The sequence below is a fragment of the Lentihominibacter faecis genome, from assembly GCF_014306095.1.
GTDB lineage: Bacteria > Bacillota > Clostridia > Peptostreptococcales > Anaerovoracaceae > Lentihominibacter > Lentihominibacter faecis.
Genome location: NZ_JACRWC010000112.1, coordinates 17,186 through 34,605, shown reverse-complemented (window position 1 = coordinate 34,605; position 17,420 = coordinate 17,186). Strand labels below are relative to the sequence as shown.

General features: G+C 46.0%; 16 protein-coding genes and 1 pseudogene. 3 read left to right on the top strand and 14 right to left on the bottom strand.

Annotated features, from left to right (window positions below; genetic code table 11):
* The 4 genes and pseudogenes from H8876_RS09690 to H8876_RS09675 all read right to left on the bottom strand — a co-directional run.
* Nucleotides 1–290 (bottom strand): SNF2-related protein (locus tag H8876_RS09690; RefSeq protein WP_249287574.1); only part of this gene is annotated, 290 nt, incomplete at its 3' end.
* A 17-nt stretch (nucleotides 291–307) separates the two neighbouring features.
* Complete coding sequence (locus H8876_RS09685) at nucleotides 308–1,579, bottom strand: DNA cytosine methyltransferase (RefSeq protein WP_249287573.1); 1,272 nt, start codon at nucleotides 1,577–1,579, stop codon at nucleotides 308–310.
* A 203-nt stretch (nucleotides 1,580–1,782) separates the two neighbouring features.
* Nucleotides 1,783–3,350, bottom strand: a pseudogene (gene guaA / locus H8876_RS09680) (glutamine-hydrolyzing GMP synthase).
* A 44-nt stretch (nucleotides 3,351–3,394) separates the two neighbouring features.
* Nucleotides 3,395–4,897 carry an IMP dehydrogenase gene (locus H8876_RS09675; RefSeq protein WP_249287572.1) on the bottom strand — a complete coding sequence of 501 codons (1,503 nt, stop codon included), beginning with the start codon at nucleotides 4,895–4,897 and terminating at the stop codon, nucleotides 3,395–3,397.
* A gap of 277 nt (nucleotides 4,898–5,174) precedes the next feature.
* Here H8876_RS09675 and H8876_RS09670 point away from each other — a divergent pair, with 277 nt between their 5' ends.
* Entirely contained in the window at nucleotides 5,175–6,341 is a 1,167-nt protein-coding gene (locus H8876_RS09670) for an FIST signal transduction protein (RefSeq protein WP_249287571.1), read from the top strand.
* Nucleotides 6,342–6,396: 55 nt separating this feature from the next.
* Nucleotides 6,397–7,830 (top strand): aldehyde dehydrogenase family protein, encoded by a 1,434-nt coding sequence (locus tag H8876_RS09665; RefSeq protein ID WP_249287570.1) that lies wholly within the window; start codon nucleotides 6,397–6,399, stop codon nucleotides 7,828–7,830.
* A 111-nt stretch (nucleotides 7,831–7,941) separates the two neighbouring features.
* On the opposite strand, the gene H8876_RS09660 is transcribed toward H8876_RS09665, so the two are convergent.
* From H8876_RS09660 to H8876_RS09640, 5 genes are all read right to left on the bottom strand, one after another.
* A complete protein-coding gene (locus tag H8876_RS09660) occupies nucleotides 7,942–8,706 on the bottom strand; it encodes an IclR family transcriptional regulator (protein ID WP_249287569.1) in 765 nt (254 codons plus the stop codon).
* A gap of 200 nt (nucleotides 8,707–8,906) precedes the next feature.
* On the bottom strand, nucleotides 8,907–10,544 hold the full coding sequence (groL, locus tag H8876_RS09655) for a chaperonin GroEL (protein WP_249287568.1): 1,638 nt from the start codon (nucleotides 10,542–10,544) through the stop codon (nucleotides 8,907–8,909).
* A gap of 19 nt (nucleotides 10,545–10,563) precedes the next feature.
* Nucleotides 10,564–10,842: a co-chaperone GroES gene (locus H8876_RS09650; RefSeq protein WP_249287567.1), complete on the bottom strand. Its 279-nt coding sequence runs from the start codon at nucleotides 10,840–10,842 to the stop codon at nucleotides 10,564–10,566.
* Nucleotides 10,843–11,021: 179 nt separating this feature from the next.
* On the bottom strand, nucleotides 11,022–11,951 hold the full coding sequence (locus H8876_RS09645) for a DNA-3-methyladenine glycosylase family protein (protein ID WP_249287566.1): 930 nt from the start codon (nucleotides 11,949–11,951) through the stop codon (nucleotides 11,022–11,024).
* Nucleotides 11,951–12,757 (bottom strand): hypothetical protein, encoded by an 807-nt coding sequence (locus H8876_RS09640; protein WP_249287565.1) that lies wholly within the window; start codon nucleotides 12,755–12,757, stop codon nucleotides 11,951–11,953. The genes H8876_RS09645 and H8876_RS09640 overlap by 1 nt, the downstream gene beginning before the upstream one ends.
* 71 nt (nucleotides 12,758–12,828) lie before the next feature.
* On the opposite strand from H8876_RS09640, the gene H8876_RS09635 reads away from it, so the two are divergent.
* The gene (locus H8876_RS09635; RefSeq protein WP_177265479.1) at nucleotides 12,829–12,999 is read left to right on the top strand and encodes a DUF362 domain-containing protein; all 171 of its coding nucleotides are present in this window, start codon (nucleotides 12,829–12,831) and stop codon (nucleotides 12,997–12,999) included.
* Between the two features lie 89 nt (nucleotides 13,000–13,088).
* Here H8876_RS09635 and H8876_RS09630 read toward each other — a convergent pair whose 3' ends face one another.
* The 5 genes from H8876_RS09630 to H8876_RS09610 all read right to left on the bottom strand — a co-directional run bounded on the left by H8876_RS09630 (nucleotide 13,089) and on the right by H8876_RS09610 (nucleotide 17,397).
* Nucleotides 13,089–13,736 (bottom strand): redox-sensing transcriptional repressor Rex, encoded by a 648-nt coding sequence (locus tag H8876_RS09630; RefSeq protein WP_177265478.1) that lies wholly within the window; start codon nucleotides 13,734–13,736, stop codon nucleotides 13,089–13,091.
* A 3-nt stretch (nucleotides 13,737–13,739) separates the two neighbouring features.
* Nucleotides 13,740–13,967 carry an acyl carrier protein gene (acpP, locus tag H8876_RS09625; protein WP_249287564.1) on the bottom strand — a complete coding sequence of 76 codons (228 nt, stop codon included), beginning with the start codon at nucleotides 13,965–13,967 and terminating at the stop codon, nucleotides 13,740–13,742.
* Nucleotides 13,968–14,127: 160 nt separating this feature from the next.
* Nucleotides 14,128–16,140, bottom strand: a complete 2,013-nt coding sequence (gene abc-f, locus H8876_RS09620; RefSeq protein ID WP_249287563.1) for a ribosomal protection-like ABC-F family protein — start codon at nucleotides 16,138–16,140, stop codon at nucleotides 14,128–14,130.
* A 49-nt stretch (nucleotides 16,141–16,189) separates the two neighbouring features.
* Entirely contained in the window at nucleotides 16,190–17,206 is a 1,017-nt protein-coding gene (gene tsaD / locus H8876_RS09615; protein ID WP_249287562.1) for a tRNA (adenosine(37)-N6)-threonylcarbamoyltransferase complex transferase subunit TsaD, read from the bottom strand.
* Complete coding sequence (locus H8876_RS09610; protein WP_177265834.1) at nucleotides 17,203–17,397, bottom strand: hypothetical protein; 195 nt, start codon at nucleotides 17,395–17,397, stop codon at nucleotides 17,203–17,205. The genes tsaD and H8876_RS09610 overlap by 4 nt, the downstream gene beginning before the upstream one ends.
* Nucleotides 17,398–17,420: the final 23 nt, after the last annotated feature.

Here is a 17,420-nt window from a genome sequence, read left to right as displayed (position 1 = left end):
TCTAATTCAACTTGCCATTGCTTTCGAAGATTGGATGGCATGATTAATAGTATTTTATCTTTGCCACTACATAATAAATACTTGATGACCAATCCAGCCTCAATAGTTTTTCCAAGTCCTACCTCATCCGCAAGAATTACTCCACCAAGTTCTAATGAAGATAACGCAAATGTAAATGCTTCAATCTGATGTGGATTGATATCGATATCAGACATATGCAAACAACTATATGGCTTATTATTCAATTCTTGTTGCTTTAACTCAGCATATGTGCTTTCAACAATACCCATTTGCGAAACCTCCAATCTTATTTTTCTAATTGTTCTTTTATTTTATCTGCTATTACCTTTGCCATCATTGGTGGAACCGCATTTCCCACCTGAACAAATTGTGCTGTCCTTGGTCCTTCAAAATAATAATTATCTGGAAACGACTGTATTCTTGCTGCTTCCCGGACTGTAATTGATCTATGTTGCTCTATATCTGGATGAATGAAATAATGTCCATCTTTCGATAAATGAGCAAGTATTGTGTGACAATGATCCATATCACCTTCAACAACCTTAAACCGATCAACAAATGATGTTCTATTTTTATGCGTCTTCAAGTTTTCTGGCAAATCATCATATTTAAGTCTTTTATGTTGACCATTGTTAAACCACAAATCAATTACTCTCTTATAGATCTCTATATCCCGCGTTGTATGCGATCTTGCGACATGTCCAGTTAATAAATCCGATTTAGTTCGAATGCCACTATCTTTAACATACCTCCTCACCTTACGCATATCACACATTGTATATCTATCTGCCGATTCTCCTGGTACTAATTCCGGCAAATCCTTAAGCAAATCCCATACTTTTGCATTGCTATGAATCGTTTCGAATACGGGATATTTGTAGCCCGTTCCTTTCAACCATCCAACAATTATTACTCTTTTTCTACTTTGTAATACTCCAAAGTCATAGGCATTGAGCTCATGATATTCTATTTCATATCCAACCTTACGCATATATTTTTGGAGATTTTTAAATGCTTGTCCTCCACGAGCTGTTTTTATGCCCGCAACATTCTCAAACACGAACATCCTTGGTTTATATCGATTTAAAAACTGAACATACATTTTATATAGTTCATTTCTTGGATCATCGTCCATAGGAACGATCATATGACTACTTTGAGCTCTTCCCACTAATGAATAAGCTTGACATGGAGGCCCTCCTATTATCACATCAACTTGCCCGATTTCCTTTTCTGCCTTTATAGTATCAATAATTTGAAAGATTCCTTTAATAGTCGTTTCAGACATTTCCTTATTGATCACCGTTTTCAATTCTTTTTCTGGAATCAATTCCAAAAGCTGATTACGAGAGAGTTCATTTCGCTCATACTTATAATAACTTTCAAGCTTGTTATTTTCCTTTAAGTAATAATATGCAATTCTAGTTTCTATTGTTCGCGCCGCGTATCCATCCATTTCCACATGCGCAATTGGTCTATAACCACTTTGTATAAAACCTTCGGATAGTCCACCAGCGCCAGCAAAGAGGTCAATATAGCTTAAACCTTTATCATTCATGGTTATCCTGCCTTATCATATCATTGTTCATATTTCACTTAACATTTAGCACATCCACAAAATCACATTATTGACATTGTACACATATCTATATCAATCAAAAGTCCTTTAGAATTTTAAAATTTTATTTTTGAACTTTTTGAAACAATAGCAGGCAATCTTTCCGACTACCTGCTACATAAAATACGCTGTATATTTTTTTATTATTCAAACTCTATCGTTCCCGGCGGCTTTCCCGTGCAGTCGTACACAACGCGATTGACGTGCTCACCTCGTTGACGATCCTGGTGGTTACGGTCTGCAGGACTTCCCACGGCAGCTGTGCCGCTTCCGCTGTCATAAAGTCGCTTGTGAGAACGGCCCGGAGAGCAACGGCATAATCGTATGTCCTGAAGTCTCCCATAACACCAACGCTTCGCATATTGGTCAGCGCAGCAAAGTACTGACCCAGCGTTCCTTCTTCGCCGTACTTCGGAATCAGACCTGATTCCATCGCTCTGGCGATCTCTTCCCGGTAAATGGCATCAGCGTCCTGTACGATCTTCACTTTTTCTTCCGTGACATCACCAATGATCCGGATCCCCAGACCAGGACCTGGGAACGGCTGACGGAACACCAGATAATCCGGGATCCCCAGCTCCAGACCAGCTTTTCTGACTTCATCCTTAAAGAGCATCCGCAGAGGCTCTACGATTTCCTTAAAGTCCACGTGATCCGGCAAGCCACCAACGTTGTGGTGAGACTTGATCACTGCAGATTTGCCAAGACCCGATTCGATCACGTCCGGATAGATGGTTCCCTGTACCAGGAAGTCCACCGCACCGATCTTCTTGGCCTCTTCTTCAAATACACGAATGAATTCTTCGCCAATGATCTTACGCTTCTGTTCCGGTTCTGTCACTCCTGCCAGCTTGTCATAAAAACGCTGCTGTGCATTGACACGAACGAAGTTCAGGTCATACGGACCGTCCGGTCCGAATACTGCTTCCACCTCGTCCCCTTCATTTTTACGCAGAAGACCGTGATCCACGAATACACAGGTCAGCTGCTTGCCTACCGCCTTGGACAGCAGTACAGCAGCAACAGAAGAGTCTACTCCACCGGAAAGTGCACAGAGAACTTTGCCGTCTCCCACCTTTTCACGCACAGCCTGGATCGTGTTTTCCACAAAGGATCCCATCTGCCAGTCGCCGGAGCACCCGCATACATCCTTAACAAATGCACGGAGCATCTTCATACCCTCCACCGTGTGCATAACTTCCGGATGAGGCTGCAAAGCGTACAGCTTGCGTTCTTTGTTTTCCATGGCGGCTACCGGGCAGACCGGTGTATGTGCCGTCACTTTAAAGCCCTCCGGGGCTTCACTGATATAGTCTGTGTGACTCATCCAGCAAATGGTCTTATCTGCCACATCCTGAAACAGACCGTCTTTGCTGTCGATATCCACTTCCGTTCTTCCATATTCGCTGACAGGCGCTGTTTCCACCTTGCCTCCCAGCTGGTATGCCATCAGCTGTGCACCATAGCAGATGCCCAGGATCGGCACTCCCATTTCATAAATTTCATTGGTGTACCGCGGAGACGTTTCATCGTAAACGCTGTTTGGTCCGCCGGTAAAGATGATCCCCTTCGGATTCTTTGCCTTGATTTCCTCAAGGGACAGCGTGTACGGCTGCACTTCGCAGTACACGTTGCATTCCCGGACTCTTCTGGCAATCAGCTGATTATACTGTCCGCCGAAGTCCAGCACGATTATTTTTTCATGATCCATAATAATCAGTTCCTCTCAAAATGATTCTAAAACGCTGCAAAGGACTAGCGGTTCTTATTGCTTTCTCTCAAGATAACGTCATGAGCGCCGCCCTCTACGATACTTGTAGCCGATACGACCGTCAGCTTGGAATTTTTCTGCAGCTCCGGTATCGTCAGCACGCCGCAGTTGCACATGGTGGACTTCACCTTCTGCAGGGACTGTCTTACGTTGTCACTCAACGGTCCTGCATACGGTACATAGGAATCAACACCTTCCTCAAAGGAAAGCTTGCTGTCGCCACCCATATCGTAACGCTGCCAGTTTCTCGCACGGTTGGAACCTTCGCCCCAGTATTCCTTCACGTAGCTTCCGTTGATGGTCAGCTTATCTGTCGGAGCTTCGTCGAACCGGGAGAAATATCTTCCCAGCATCAGGAAATCAGCGCCCATCGCCAGAGCCAGCGTCATATGGTAATCGTATACGATGCCGCCGTCGGAACAGATCGGAATGTATACGCCTGTCTTTTCATAATATTCATCTCTTGCTTTAGCCACTTCGATAACTGCGGAAGCCTGTCCACGACCAATGCCCTTCTGTTCTCTCGTGATACAGATAGAACCGCCTCCAATACCGATTTTGATAAAGTCAGCACCTGCATTCGCCAAGTATTCGAAACCTTCTTTATCCACAACATTTCCTGCGCCGATCTTTACGCTGTCGCCGTACTTTTCTCTTACAAAATCAAGGGTCAGCTTCTGCCATTCTGTAAAGCCTTCGGAGGAGTCGATGCAAAGCACATCTGCACCGGCCTCTACGAGAGCCGGAATACGTTCTGCGTAGTCTCTGGTGTTGACACCGGCGCCTACGACATAACGCTTGTGTTCGTCCAGCAGTTCGTCCGGATAAGCCTTATGAGTATCGTAGTCTTTACGGAATACGAAATGAGTCAGTCTCTGATTCTCATCTACAATAGGAAGTGCATTGAGCTTGTTGTCCCAGAGAATGTTGTTTGCTTCAGAAAGGGTCACTCCCTTCTTTGCATAAATCAGTTTATCAAAAGGAGTCATGAAATTGCATACTTTTTCATCAAGAGACATACGGCTGATACGATAGTCTCTGCTGGTCACCAGACCGAGCATCTTGCCGTCAGGTGTGCCGTCTTCTGTAACAGCAGTTGTAGAATGACCTGTCCGCTTCTTCAGTTCCAGCAGTTCTCCCAGTGTCTGATCCGGGCGAATGTTGGCATCGCTTGTTACGAATCCCGCCTTGTGAGCCTTGACTTTTCTCACCATTTCTGCTTGATTCTCAATGCTCTGTGATCCATAAATAAAGGAAATCCCGCCTTCCTTTGCAAGCGCGATGGCCAGTTCATCACCGGAAACTGCCTGCATGATCGCTGATACGAGAGGAATGTTCATCTTGATCGCGGATTCCTCTCCCTTCTTGAACTTTACCACCGGGGTCTGCAGGGAAACGTTCTCTACCCTGCACTCCGTAGAAGAATACCCCGGAACTAAAAGATACTCACTAAATGTTCTTGATGGTTCATCAAAAATGTATGCCATGTTTACCTCCTGTATATTTAAAAATTTTTCTACAAAATAATATTACCACATTTTATCTCAAAACGCTTGCCTTTACAATCATTTTCCTCAAGAATCCGCGATTTTTTCACATTTTATGCCGTTCCGCATCGTGAAACATCGATTCTGCATTGTAAAACACCTGCTATTGACCGTTTTAATTTTCTGACATATCATTAAGAAAAAGAGCAATATAGTATTTTGACAAGAAAGTAAACTTTTGAAAACTGTATCGTTATATAAAAGGGAGGTAACATACATGCTGAAAGTAAAAACAGGACAAAGTACGAAAGCTAATGCTGCAGAAGCAGGAAGAGAAGCTGCTTCTTATGTAAAGGATGAAATCAAAGATATGCGAATGGCATTCGTGTACAGCGGAGTGCAGTATGATCAGAAAGAGCTGATCCGTTCCATTTCCATGGAACTTCCGGGCGTTCCTCTGATCGGCAACACGTCATTCACAGGGGTAATCACACCAGAAGGCTTCACTTCCGGTGATGACGGATTTGTTGGGATCATGTCACTGTCTGACAGCGATATGACCGTGGGCGTTGCCGGAATGGAAAAGGAAGGTACAGCAAGAGAAACCGGTCACAAGGTGGCTGAAAAGGCTCTGCTTGCTGCCGGAAAAGAAGAAGCACCGGACTACTTCTATATGTCCGCTCCTCCAGGAGAAGAAGAATATTATCTGAAAGGCATTACCGAAGTAATCGGCAGAGTTCCATTCTTTGGCGGCAGTGCTGCGGATAATACGATCACAGGGGAATGGCTGGTATATGCAGAGAACATCGTAACTGCAGATGGTGTTGCCGTTGCATTCTTCTACAGTGACAAACCTTTTGCAAACAAATTTACCGGTGCATATAACGAAACCACCAATGCCGGCGTTATCACCAAGATCGACGGAGATCGGACTCTGGTAGAGATCGATGGCGTTACTGCACTGGATAAATACCGCGAATGGACAGGTGCAAGCGCAGAAGATGTTGCTGGCGGAAATCTTTTAGGATATGCAGTTTGCAAACCGCTGGCAGTCAAAGACAGACTGGGCGATCTGGCTGCGATCCGTCATCCGATGAACGGAAATGAGGATGGATCAATAGCAATCGGTAACAATCTGGCAGTCGGCACAGCTGTGATCCAGATGGAAGCCAGCGTTGACGAGCTGATCGCATCAGTCGGTAAAACACTGGAAGAACTGAAAGCAAAAATTGGCGGCCCGATCGGAGGACTTCATCTGGTACACTGCGGCGGCAGAAGAGCTGGAATCGATGCGCGGATCGATGAAGTAACAGAACAGATCAAAAAATCCGTTGGAGACATCCCGTTTATCGTAGAATTCACTTTCGGTGAATATGGATACGAAGACGACGGGAACAACACCTGCGGAGGTCTGATGCTTTCCTTCACGGCATTCGGCAAATAAGGGGAGTCGTTTGAAAAATACAGATACTTAGAATCAAGATTGGAGATGAATACATATGAAAATGATCATAGACGGTAAAAAAGTAGACAGCGTAAGCAAGGAAACCTTTGACATCATCGCCCCTGCAACAGGTATAGTCGTTGACAACGTTCCAAAGGCTACAGCAGAAGATATTGAAAAAGCTGTGACCGCAGCAGTAAAAGGACAAAAGGAATGGGAAAAATTCTCTGTTACAGAACGTGCTGATGTCCTCTACAAGTTCATTGATATCGTAGAACTCAACAAGGAATCCCTGGCACAGACCCTTTGCGCAGAAAACGGCAAACCGATCACAGAAGCCCGTGCTGAAATAGGCAACATCAAGATCGCCTTCAGAGCCTTTGCAGAACATGCTAAACACTACTACGGATCCATCATTCCTCCAGGCACAGAAGCCGGACAGGAAAATCATATCCAGATGGTAACAAGAGAGCCTATCGGCGTAGTTGCATGCATCATCCCGTTCAACTTCCCATGCGATCTGTACGATCAGAAAGTTGCTCCTGCTTTGATGATGGGTAACGCAGCTATCGTACTTCCTTCTTCTGATAACCCTCTGACTCTGATGCGTCTGACAGAAATGCTGGTAGAAGCCGGCGTGCCGGATGGAGCGATCCAGTGCCTGACGGCTCCTGGAGCTGTAAAGGATGCTGCTGTATCCGATCCAAGAGTTCATCTGGTAACACTGACCGGCAGCACAGAAGTCGGTATCGGAACTGCGAAGATCGCAGCAGAAAATCTGACACACACCGCACTGGAACTCGGCGGCAACGATGCGTTCATAGTACTGGATGACGGCGATGTGGATCTGGCAGTAGACGAACTCATCTGGGCTCGTATGTATAACACCGGTCAGGTTTGCTGTGCCAGCAAACGTTTTCTGATCCACAATTCTCTTAAGGACGAATTTGCAGAAAAAGCTGTCGCCAAGATCAAGGCTCTCAACTATGGAGATCCTGCCAACGATGAGACGCAGATCGCCTGCCTGATCAGCGAAAAGGCCGCCATCAAGGTAGAAAAGGAAGTTGCTCTCACAGTAGAACAGGGAGGCAAGATCATCCTGGGAGGCAAGAGAGACGGTGCTTTCTATGAACCTACCGTTATCGTAGATGTTCCTAAGACTGCAGATGTAGCCAAGGACATGGAAATCTTCGGACCAGTCGTTCCGATCATCGGATTTGATACCGATGAAGAAGCCATCGAAATCGCTAACAGCTCTGTTTTCGGACTTTCCAGCTGCGTATTCTCGAAAGACCAGAAGAGAGCATTCAAGGTAGCAAGAGCTATGGAAGCCGGCGGAGCAGTTATAAACGGTGCAAGCTTCTTCCGTTCCTTCGAAATGCCGTTTGGCGGCTGGAAACACAGCGGTATCGGCACAGAAGGTGTAATGTCCACCTTTGATGAGATGACTAGAGTTAAGACTATCGTCCTCAAGAACATTATTGACTAGAAATCACCTTGAAGAATTTAATAATTTTCCTGAAAAAGAGAGGAACCGCACATGCGTGCAGTTCCTCTCTTTTATCATACGCAAATAATTTGCCGTAAGGCTGTTTTATATTTACTCTACATATCCCATACGATGCGAGATCCTGGAGGCAGCTTTCATTACTGCTTCAGCCACTTCTTCAATGCGGTCGTCCGTTAACACCCGCTTATCCCCACTGGCACTGACTGCAGCGATGATATCTCCTTTATAATCAAAGACCGGAGCACCGATGCAGCGATGTCCTTTCTCGAATTCTTCATTGTCCATAGCCCAGCCCTGCTTGCGGACCTTAGCGATCTCTGCATCCAGTTCCTCTCTGCTGGCAATAGTATTCGGCGTGAATTTGATAAAACTGCAGTCTTCCAGGATCACATCCAGCTGCGCTTTGGAATAATTGGCAAGCAGGCATTTTCCTAAAGAAGAACAGTAGGCATGCATTCGAGATCCGATCTGATAATACATTTTCATGGAAGATACTGCATCCAGTTTTTCAATGTAAACCACTTCATCTCCATCCAGGATCCCCAGATAAGAAGTAAGCCCTAAATGCGATGTCAGTTCCGCTATATATGGTCTGGCTTCCGTCTGCAATTCCAGATTATTGATATAACAACTGACTGCTTCAAACAATTTCAGTCCGATTTTGTAGCTGCCAGTTTCCGTTTTTTCCAGATATCCTCGCCCCGTTAAAGTTGCAATCAGCCGATGAACTGTGCTCTTCGGCAGTCCGGTCTGTCTCGCAATTTCTGACAAGCTGGCATCCTGCTGTTCATTTGATACGATCTCAATGATGTCCAGTGCTTTTTCTAATGATTTTACATTTTTTTCCTCAGTCATCGCTTCATCCCCTAATTGTTGCATTCATCTAATCCGATATTTCCTATTATAACACACCCTATATCGTTATGCGAAGCTTTTTTCAGTATCTACAGAAAATTGTGATAACATCTCTTTCGAGCGCCTACCCTTAAAAAAGAGGCTGTGACTTGCGTCACAGCCTCTTCTATTGCTTGATTACTTTGTCAGATGCATCAGGCTTACATCATGCCAGGCATTCCGCCTCCCATGCCTCCGCCCATCGGCGGCATTGCCGGTTCGTCAGCCGGGATGTCAGTAATTCCAGCTTCTGTTGTCAGCAGCATTGCGGATGCAGAAGATGCATTCTGCAGTGCGGATCTTGTTACCTTAGCTGGGTCAACGATTCCGGCACCGATCATGTCAACATATTCTTCTGTAGAAGCGTTGAATCCAGTACCTTCCGGACTTTCCTTGACCTGTGCAACAACTACGCTTCCTTCAAAGCCGGCGTTTTCAGCGATCTGTCTAACCGGTTCTTCCAGAGCTCTTACGATGATAGCACCACCAGTCTTAGCATCGCCTTCCAGACCTTCTACATAAGCCTTAACAGCCGGGATAGCGTTTACCAGAGCAGTACCACCACCAGCTACGATACCTTCCTGTACAGCAGCCTTAGTAGCGTTGAGTGCGTCTTCGATTCTCAGCTTTCTTTCTTTCAGTTCAGTTTCTGTTGCAGCTCCAACCTTGATGACAGCAACACCGCCAGCCAGCTTAGCCAGTCTTTCCTGTGTCTTTTCTCTGTCGAATTCGGAGTTCGTTGTTTCGATCTGTCTTCTGATCTGAGCAACTCTGTCTGCAATATCTTCAGCCTTGCCGGCACCATTTACGATAACAGTGTTTTCTTTGTCAACTTTGACAGTTCCGGCACTACCCAGCATATCCACTGTAGTTTCCTTCAGTTCATATCCCAGATCTTCCGAAATTACAGTAGCGCCAGTCAGAACTGCGATATCATCCAGATAAGCCTTTCTTCTTTCGCCGAATCCAGGAGCCTTGACAGCTACACATTCGAATGTGCCCTTCAGCTTGTTCACGATGATCGTTGCCAGTGCTTCACCTTCCAGGTCATCGCAGATGATGAGCAGCTTTCTGCCCTGCTGTACGATCTGTTCCAGAACCGGCAGGATCTCCTGAATGTTATTGATCTTCTTGTCAGTGATGAGGATATACGGATTCTCCAGTACAGCTTCCATCTTTTCTGTATCAGTTACCATGTAAGGGGAGAAGTATCCTCTGTCGAACTGCATACCTTCTACGACTTCCAGCGTAGTACCCATAGTCTTGGATTCTTCCACTGTGATAACGCCGTCCTTGCCGACCTTTTCCATTGCTTCTGCGATCAGAGCACCGATCGCATCATCAGCAGCGGATACGGAAGCAACCTGTGCGATGCTGTCCTTGCTGTCAACATCCTGAGCCAGTCTCTTGATTTCATCCACAGCTACATCTACTGCACCCTGGATCCCTCTCTTGAGTACCATCGGATTAGCGCCTGCAGCTACATTTTTAAATCCTTCTTTGATAATGATCTGTGCCAGCAGAGTTGCAGTTGTTGTTCCGTCACCGGCAACATCATTTGTCTTGGAAGCTACTTCCTTAACAACCTGTGCGCCCATGTTCTCTACCGCATCTTCCAGTTCGATCTCTCTTGCGATCGTAACACCGTCGTTTGTGATCAGCGGAGATCCGAACTTCTTGTCGATCAGTACGTTTCTTCCCTTTGGTCCTAATGTGATTTTAACTGTATCCGCTAACTGGTCAACGCCTGCCTGTAATTTTCTTCTGGCGTCTTCTCCGTAATGTAATTCTTTTGCCATGTTAAAGTTCCTCCTTCTATTATTCTACAACAGCTAAGATATCTCTGTGGTTCATAACAACCACTTCTTCGCCGCCGTACTTGATTTCTGTTCCACCGTAAGGGGAGAAAATCACCTTGTCTCCAACCTTAAGTTCCATCGGATCGTCCTGTGTTCCAGGTCCCACAGCCAATACCTCAGCGATCTGCGGTTTTTCCTGTGCAGAGCCCGGCAGTACGATACCGCTTGCAGTCTTTTCTTCTGCTTCCAATTTTTTAATAACTACTCTTGAGCCTAAAGGCTTGATTCCAAAACTCATAGTGTCATCTCCTTTACATATTCGATCCTTTGATCTGTTTTTTTCTCTATGGAAAGGGTCGCCCCTTTTTCACATTGTTAGCACTCAATATCTCCGAGTGCTAACTTTACTTTACAGCCTTTTTCCCTTTTTGTCAATACGTTTTTCCGATTTCCTGGCGGAATCTGCTTAAAGATTTCTTAAAGACCATTTTTATGAGTGATATAATAGAATAAATACTGCTGGGCAATGCCTCCATACGGGCAAAACTGTTTTGAAGCAAAGTCTGTCATGGCTTTCACGTTGTTTTCCTCTATCCCGTAAAGTCTGTTCATGACCTTCCGCACCCAGACATCAATAGGAAAGCTATCGATCTTTCCCATGGAAAAAAGGGAAATACAATTAGCCACCTTCGGACCTATGCCGCTGTATCTGCAAAGGCTCTGACGAGCCTCTTCCGCCGTGACTTCCGGCTGCCCCAGGGCTTCCAGCACGTCCATGCCTTCTTTTTCTACCAGCTTCGCCGTCTGGATCAGATACTTCGCCCGGTAGCCGAGTCGGCAGGGTTCCAGATCCTCTGCAGCAGCTTCTGCCAGGACTTCTGGAGAAGGCAGTGCGTAGTAGTCTCTGCCATCGTATGTGCCGATTTTTCTTCCCATCGTCTCTGCGAGAGAATCGATGCACTTGCGTATCCTGGGAATATTGTTGTTTTGAGAGATCAGAAAGGAAAGAACGGTCTCCCACTTCTCCTGGTTCAGGATACGGATCCCGCTGCCAAATCCGATCGCATCACGTATCACCGGATCTCGCTCTGCCAGATACGATTTTATCTGCCCATAATCTCTGTCCAAATCCAGGTACCCACGCCAAATGTCATGAAAATCCTCCGGCGTTGTGCCGCAGATGCGCAGCATCTGCTTTGCAGGATCCCATACCATGCGGACGATCCGCCCATAAGCCGTGCCGGTATAGCTGCCGTCCTCCCCGCGGTTCCATCGAAAACACTGGCCGCAGTCAAAGATATGATCCAGGTCAAAATCCCGGATCCCCGTGATTTCTATATCCGATCCGCAGGTATGCACTTGCAGAGCAGGCAGAGAAGCCCCGGCAACCTGATCATTCCGCGGCATTACACGACCTCCTTGATATCCAGCTCCAGGCGATTGACATTAAAAGCCGTCATTTCTTCGATTTTGTCTGCAACCGATTTCTGGAACAGACGTGCGCATTTCGGCAGATCCTCGTGCAGTTTCATGGAAAGCAGGATATAAATCTCTACGCCTTCCTGAATCGGAAAGATCCCCACTTTGCTCACTTCACATACTGCTTCGCTTTCACGTTTAACGCATTCCACGATATCAGACAGAACTTTTTCGGAGATCTTATATTCTCCCAGATAGCTGTAGGTCGGTCGCACCACGGATTTTTCTGCATAATCACGCCATGGGCCCAGCTCCTTGAACAGCATTTTTACCGGTGTCATAAAATATCCGGAAAACTGTCGTTTCAGCTGGAAAGTCGGTGCAGGTATAACGTGCTGCCCCATTTCGTCCCGCTGCTTCCTTGCCATCTGGCGCTCCTCTTCGGAGGTAATATCTTCGATATAGATCCGCTCATCGATTTCCGGCAGATCCAGCCGCTTGACGATCTTATCCACCATCCCGTCAGATGTACCTATGATCAGGATGCTGAGCGGCTTCACGCGCTGGATCGCCTCCTTCACCTCGGTCATATGTTCTTCTTTATAAAACAGTGCCGATTTCACCGCTCCAACTTTGGTCGGCTGCCGCTTTGCAGAAATGCCGGCAACCACTTTATTACGGCAGATAAACAATCCGTCATCTATAATACTTTCGATTTTTAATCTTTTGCAGAGGTTTACCGCCTGAAAACTTTTGCCGGTTCCACTCTTTCCAATAAGTCCGTAAACTTTCATCTTGAATTCCTCTATTATGTTTGTTATAATCAGTGTGTCGTTTAATGATAATCTAAAAGGAGGTACTACAAATGGCTTACAAAATTACTGACGCATGTCTGAGCTGCGGTGCTTGCATCGATGAATGTCCAACAGAAGCTATTTCCCAGGGAGATGCTACATACGTAATCGACGAAGATAAATGCATCGACTGTGGAGCTTGCGCTGGCGCTTGCCCTGTAGGAGCTTGCGAAGAAGCGTAAACAGCTGTTGATGAACAGATACACCGTTTATTTATCAACTGATAATTAATAACCGTTTCATAATGAAACGGTTATTTAATTGCAGTTATTTATTTTTTATTATGCTCCTGCGCCCCATTGATATGGTAAGCAAGGGAATACAGACTGTCCGTCAGGTGCACGTTTTCTATTGCTACGTGTCCAGGAGTCTCGATGTCTACCGGGGCAAAATTCCAAAGTCCTTTCACACCGGCGAAACACAATTTGTCCGCAACCTCCTGTGCTGCGTCCATGGTAGTACAGATGATCCCAATGTCGATTTCGTTCTCTTCTACATATTCTACGATATTTTCGTAATCCATGACTTCAATGTCATTGATTCTTAGTCCGATCAGCTTCGGATTCACTTCGAAAATAGCAGATACGATAAATCCGGATTTATAATAATACGTGTGATTAACGATTGCCTGACCCAGATTACCGGCTCCCACAACGACCATCTTGTACTGTTTGTCTAAACCCAGAATCGCACTGATTTCATGGTAAAGCCCGTCCACACTGTATCCGTAGCCCTGCTGTCCGAATCCACCGAAGTTATTCAGATCCTGCCGGATCTGTGATGCTGTATAACCGATCAGCGTACTGAATTCGTTAGACGAAATTTTATCGACTCCCTTTTTTCGCAGTTCTTTAAGATATCTGCGATAACGCGGGAGTCTTTTGATGACGGCATTGGAAATCTTCGCCTGTTTTTTCATCTACTATGCCTTAGCTTCCACGTAGTTTACGATGTCGCTTACAGTCTGGAATTTTTCAGCATCTTCATCCGGCACTTCGATATCGAATTCGTCTTCGATCGCCATGATGATCTCTACAGCATCAAGAGAGTCAGCTTCCAGATCTTTCATCAGATGTGTTTCCATCTTAACAGCATCCTCGTCTACACCTAACTGCTCTGCAATGATTCCTTTGATTTTGTCTAATGTCATGATATACCTCCATTAATTATCGAACTTTATTTACATAGTTAGTTTGCCTCGAGAGTCTCGCAAAAAACAAAAGATCTCCCTTTAACAACTCGTAACCATTATAGTGTAGCATATATTTTATTGCAATACTTTTTTAACAATTTCTCATTGATTTAACGGTCTATTCCTGTAAAATCAGCCATTCTTCATATTTGAGCTCCAGTTCTCCCTTCTTATCTGCAAGCTCCTCACTCAATGCAGTCAGCTTAACATGATCCTTCATGTTTTCTTCCAGGCAAAGCTCTGCTTCCAGACAGCTGATATCGTTTTCCAGCGATGCGATGTCTGCTTCCAGGCTTTCTTTCTGCCTTCTGATCCGGCGATCCTTCGCTTCCTGCTCTTTCTTCAGTTTACGCTGTTCTGCAGCCGACAAGCTCGACATACCCTCTGGCGTATCCTTTGCACTATCCTGCAAAGCGCTCTGCGGCGCATCCATCTGGGCTTTTTCTCTGCTGGAAAGTTCATCCATGTATTTTTTGCCGGACTGGATCTGTGCCTGTTTTTTCTCGACATAGTAATCATATGTACCCAGGTAGCTGTCCATGCCGTTTTCTGTCAGTTCCACGATCCTGGTCGGGATCCGATTAAGAAAATACCGGTCATGGGACACGATGATACTCGTTCCAGGAAAATCCAGAAGAGCTTCTTCAAAAACTTCCTTGGATTCGATATCCAGGTGGTTGGTCGGTTCGTCCAGGATCAGTACGTTAGCTCCGGAAAGCATTAGTTTCAGCAAAGCAAGCCGCGCCTTTTCTCCTCCGGACAAAGAACTGATCTGCAAAAATACCGACTCGCCTCGGAACAGGAATCGTCCCAGGATATTTCGCATCTCCGTATCATTGTACAGACGGTACGCATCCTGCAGCTCTCCGATAACGGTATTGGAACCATTGAGCAGCTGCTGTCCCTGGTCATAATAACCGAACTGGACATTGTGACCGATCCGGATCCTGCCTGTCGTGCAGGAGGTCTCTCCCAAGATCATTTTCAAAAGCGTCGTTTTCCCGATGCCGTTTGCTCCTACGATGCAGATACGTTCTCCACGCTTCACATCCAGATCCACGTGCTGGAACAGCTGTCTTCCACCTCCTCCTGAAAGAACGCCCTCTCCCGGGTCGTAAGCAAATTTCTTCGAAAGATTCTCCAGAAGGAGAACGTCTTTACCGCTTTGGAAATTCTCGTGAAAGTTGAGCTTCAGCCTTCCATGATCTGCATCCGGACGATCCATCACGTCCATGGCAGCCAACCGTTTTTCTCTGGAAGCTGCCCGTTTGGCCAGCTTCTCCGTGCCGCGCTGCTTGAACCGGCGGATCATATCTTCCTGTCTGCGGATCTCTTTCTGCTGTTTTTCAAATTTGCGAAACTCCGCTTCCCTGCGCACCTTTCGCTCCGTAGCATAAAAGCTGTAATTTCCTTCGTATATGGTCAGTTTATGGTTTTCTATTTCAAAAATGCGATTTACCGTCTGATCCAGGAAGTACCGGTCATGGGATACTAAAACGATAGTCCCATTATAGTTTTTCAGGTACTGCTCCAGCCATTTCAGCGTCCCGATGTCAAGATGGTTGGTCGGCTCATCCAGGAACAGTATGTCTGGTTTTTTCAACAAAAGGCACGCCAGTGCCAGCCTGGTTCTCTCCCCTCCGGAAAGCGAAGATATCTTTTTCCCGTAGCTTTCCTCTCCAAACGCCATGCTCGAAAGGATACCCGTGATTTCACTCTTATAGGTATAACCGCCCTGTTGTTTATATTCTTCCTGAAGGGCATCGTACTTCTCCAGGAGGATCTCATCCGGGATTTCCTTCGATTCGATCTGCTGCAGAAGCCGTTCCATCTCCTGTTCCATTTTCGGGAACCGATCAAAGATACGGTCAACTTCTTCGACCACAGTATTTTCTGATTCAAACTCTCCATCCTGTTTTAAATAACCGATTTTCGTGTCTGCAGAAATGAAATAATCTCCGGATTCACAGGACATTTCTCCAGTAAGCATCTTAAGCAGCGTAGATTTCCCTGCCCCGTTGATTCCAATGATCCCGACTCGGTCTCCTTTATTGATATGAAAAGACACTTTATCCAGTATGACGTCAGTGCCGTATGCTTTTGTCAAATCTTTTGCTGATACTACTATCATTGATTCCTCTCAATATATGTATGATTCTTGTTTTTCAAGTTCCTGTTCCTTACAAAGACAAATCCGGAACTGCATCCAGATCCAGGTCGCTGATCCCGCCCGCTTTATATTTATAATAAGCTGCGCATCCGATCATCGCTGCGTTGTCAGTGCAAAGGATCGGATCCGGGTAATATAATGCGATGCCGTGTTTTTTACATTCTGTCTGCAGCATTTCTCTCAGTCTGCTGTTGGAGGCCACACCTCCCGCAAGAACGATCTTGTCCTTGTTCATGTCAACGGCTGCACCTACTGTTTTAGCCACAATAACGTCCAGTACTGCCGCCTGGAAACTGGCGGCCACATCTGCCGGATTCGGTTCTCTGCCGGCCTGCCGCTCTGAGTTCATGTAATTCAGCACTCCGGTTTTGATCCCGCTGAAGCTGAAATCCAGACTGCCCTTTTCCAGGAAAACACGTTTGAATTCTACTGCATGGGGATTTCCTTCTTTGGCCAGCTTGTCGATCAGTGGACCTCCCGGGTATCCCAGCCCCAGGACACGAGCGACCTTGTCATAGGCTTCTCCTGCTGCATCATCCCTCGTTCCACCCAGCACATGGCACTCGTTGTAGTCTGTCACTTCTACGATGTTGGTATGACCGCCGGAAATGACAAGCGCCATAAACGGCGGCTTTAGATCTTTATGCTGGATGTAATTAGCACAGATATGACCCTGGATATGATGTACCCCCACCAGCGGTTTCTCTGCTGCCAGCGCATAAGCCTTTGCAGTAGCAAGACCGATGAGAAGCGCTCCTACAAGCCCCGGACCGTAGGTAACACCGATAAGATCCACTTCGTCCATCGTGACCTTTGCAGCATCCAGCGCCTGATCTACTACCGTGTTGACATTGGTCAGGTGGTGCCGCGAAGCGATCTCCGGCACAACACCCCCGTATAATTTATGTATATCGATCTGCGATGAGATGATATTGGAAAGGACTTCTCGTCCGTCCAGCAATACGGCTGCCGCCGTCTCATCACAGCTCGATTCGATTGCAAGTGTTACTGTTTTCCCATTTTTCATAAGTTTCTTCGTCCTTCTTCCAGGTTCTTTTCACACTGATTTTCCCCGTTGAGATGTCTGCAGTTTTCACACGAACGGTAATCGCTCATGCTGAACATATCGAAATCATGCCGTCTGGAAAACTTTCTGCATGTCGAAGACACCACATTCATATGTCCCTCTTGAAAATCAGTTCCATTAAAATCGTCCATCCCTTTGCCTCCTGTGAATGTTT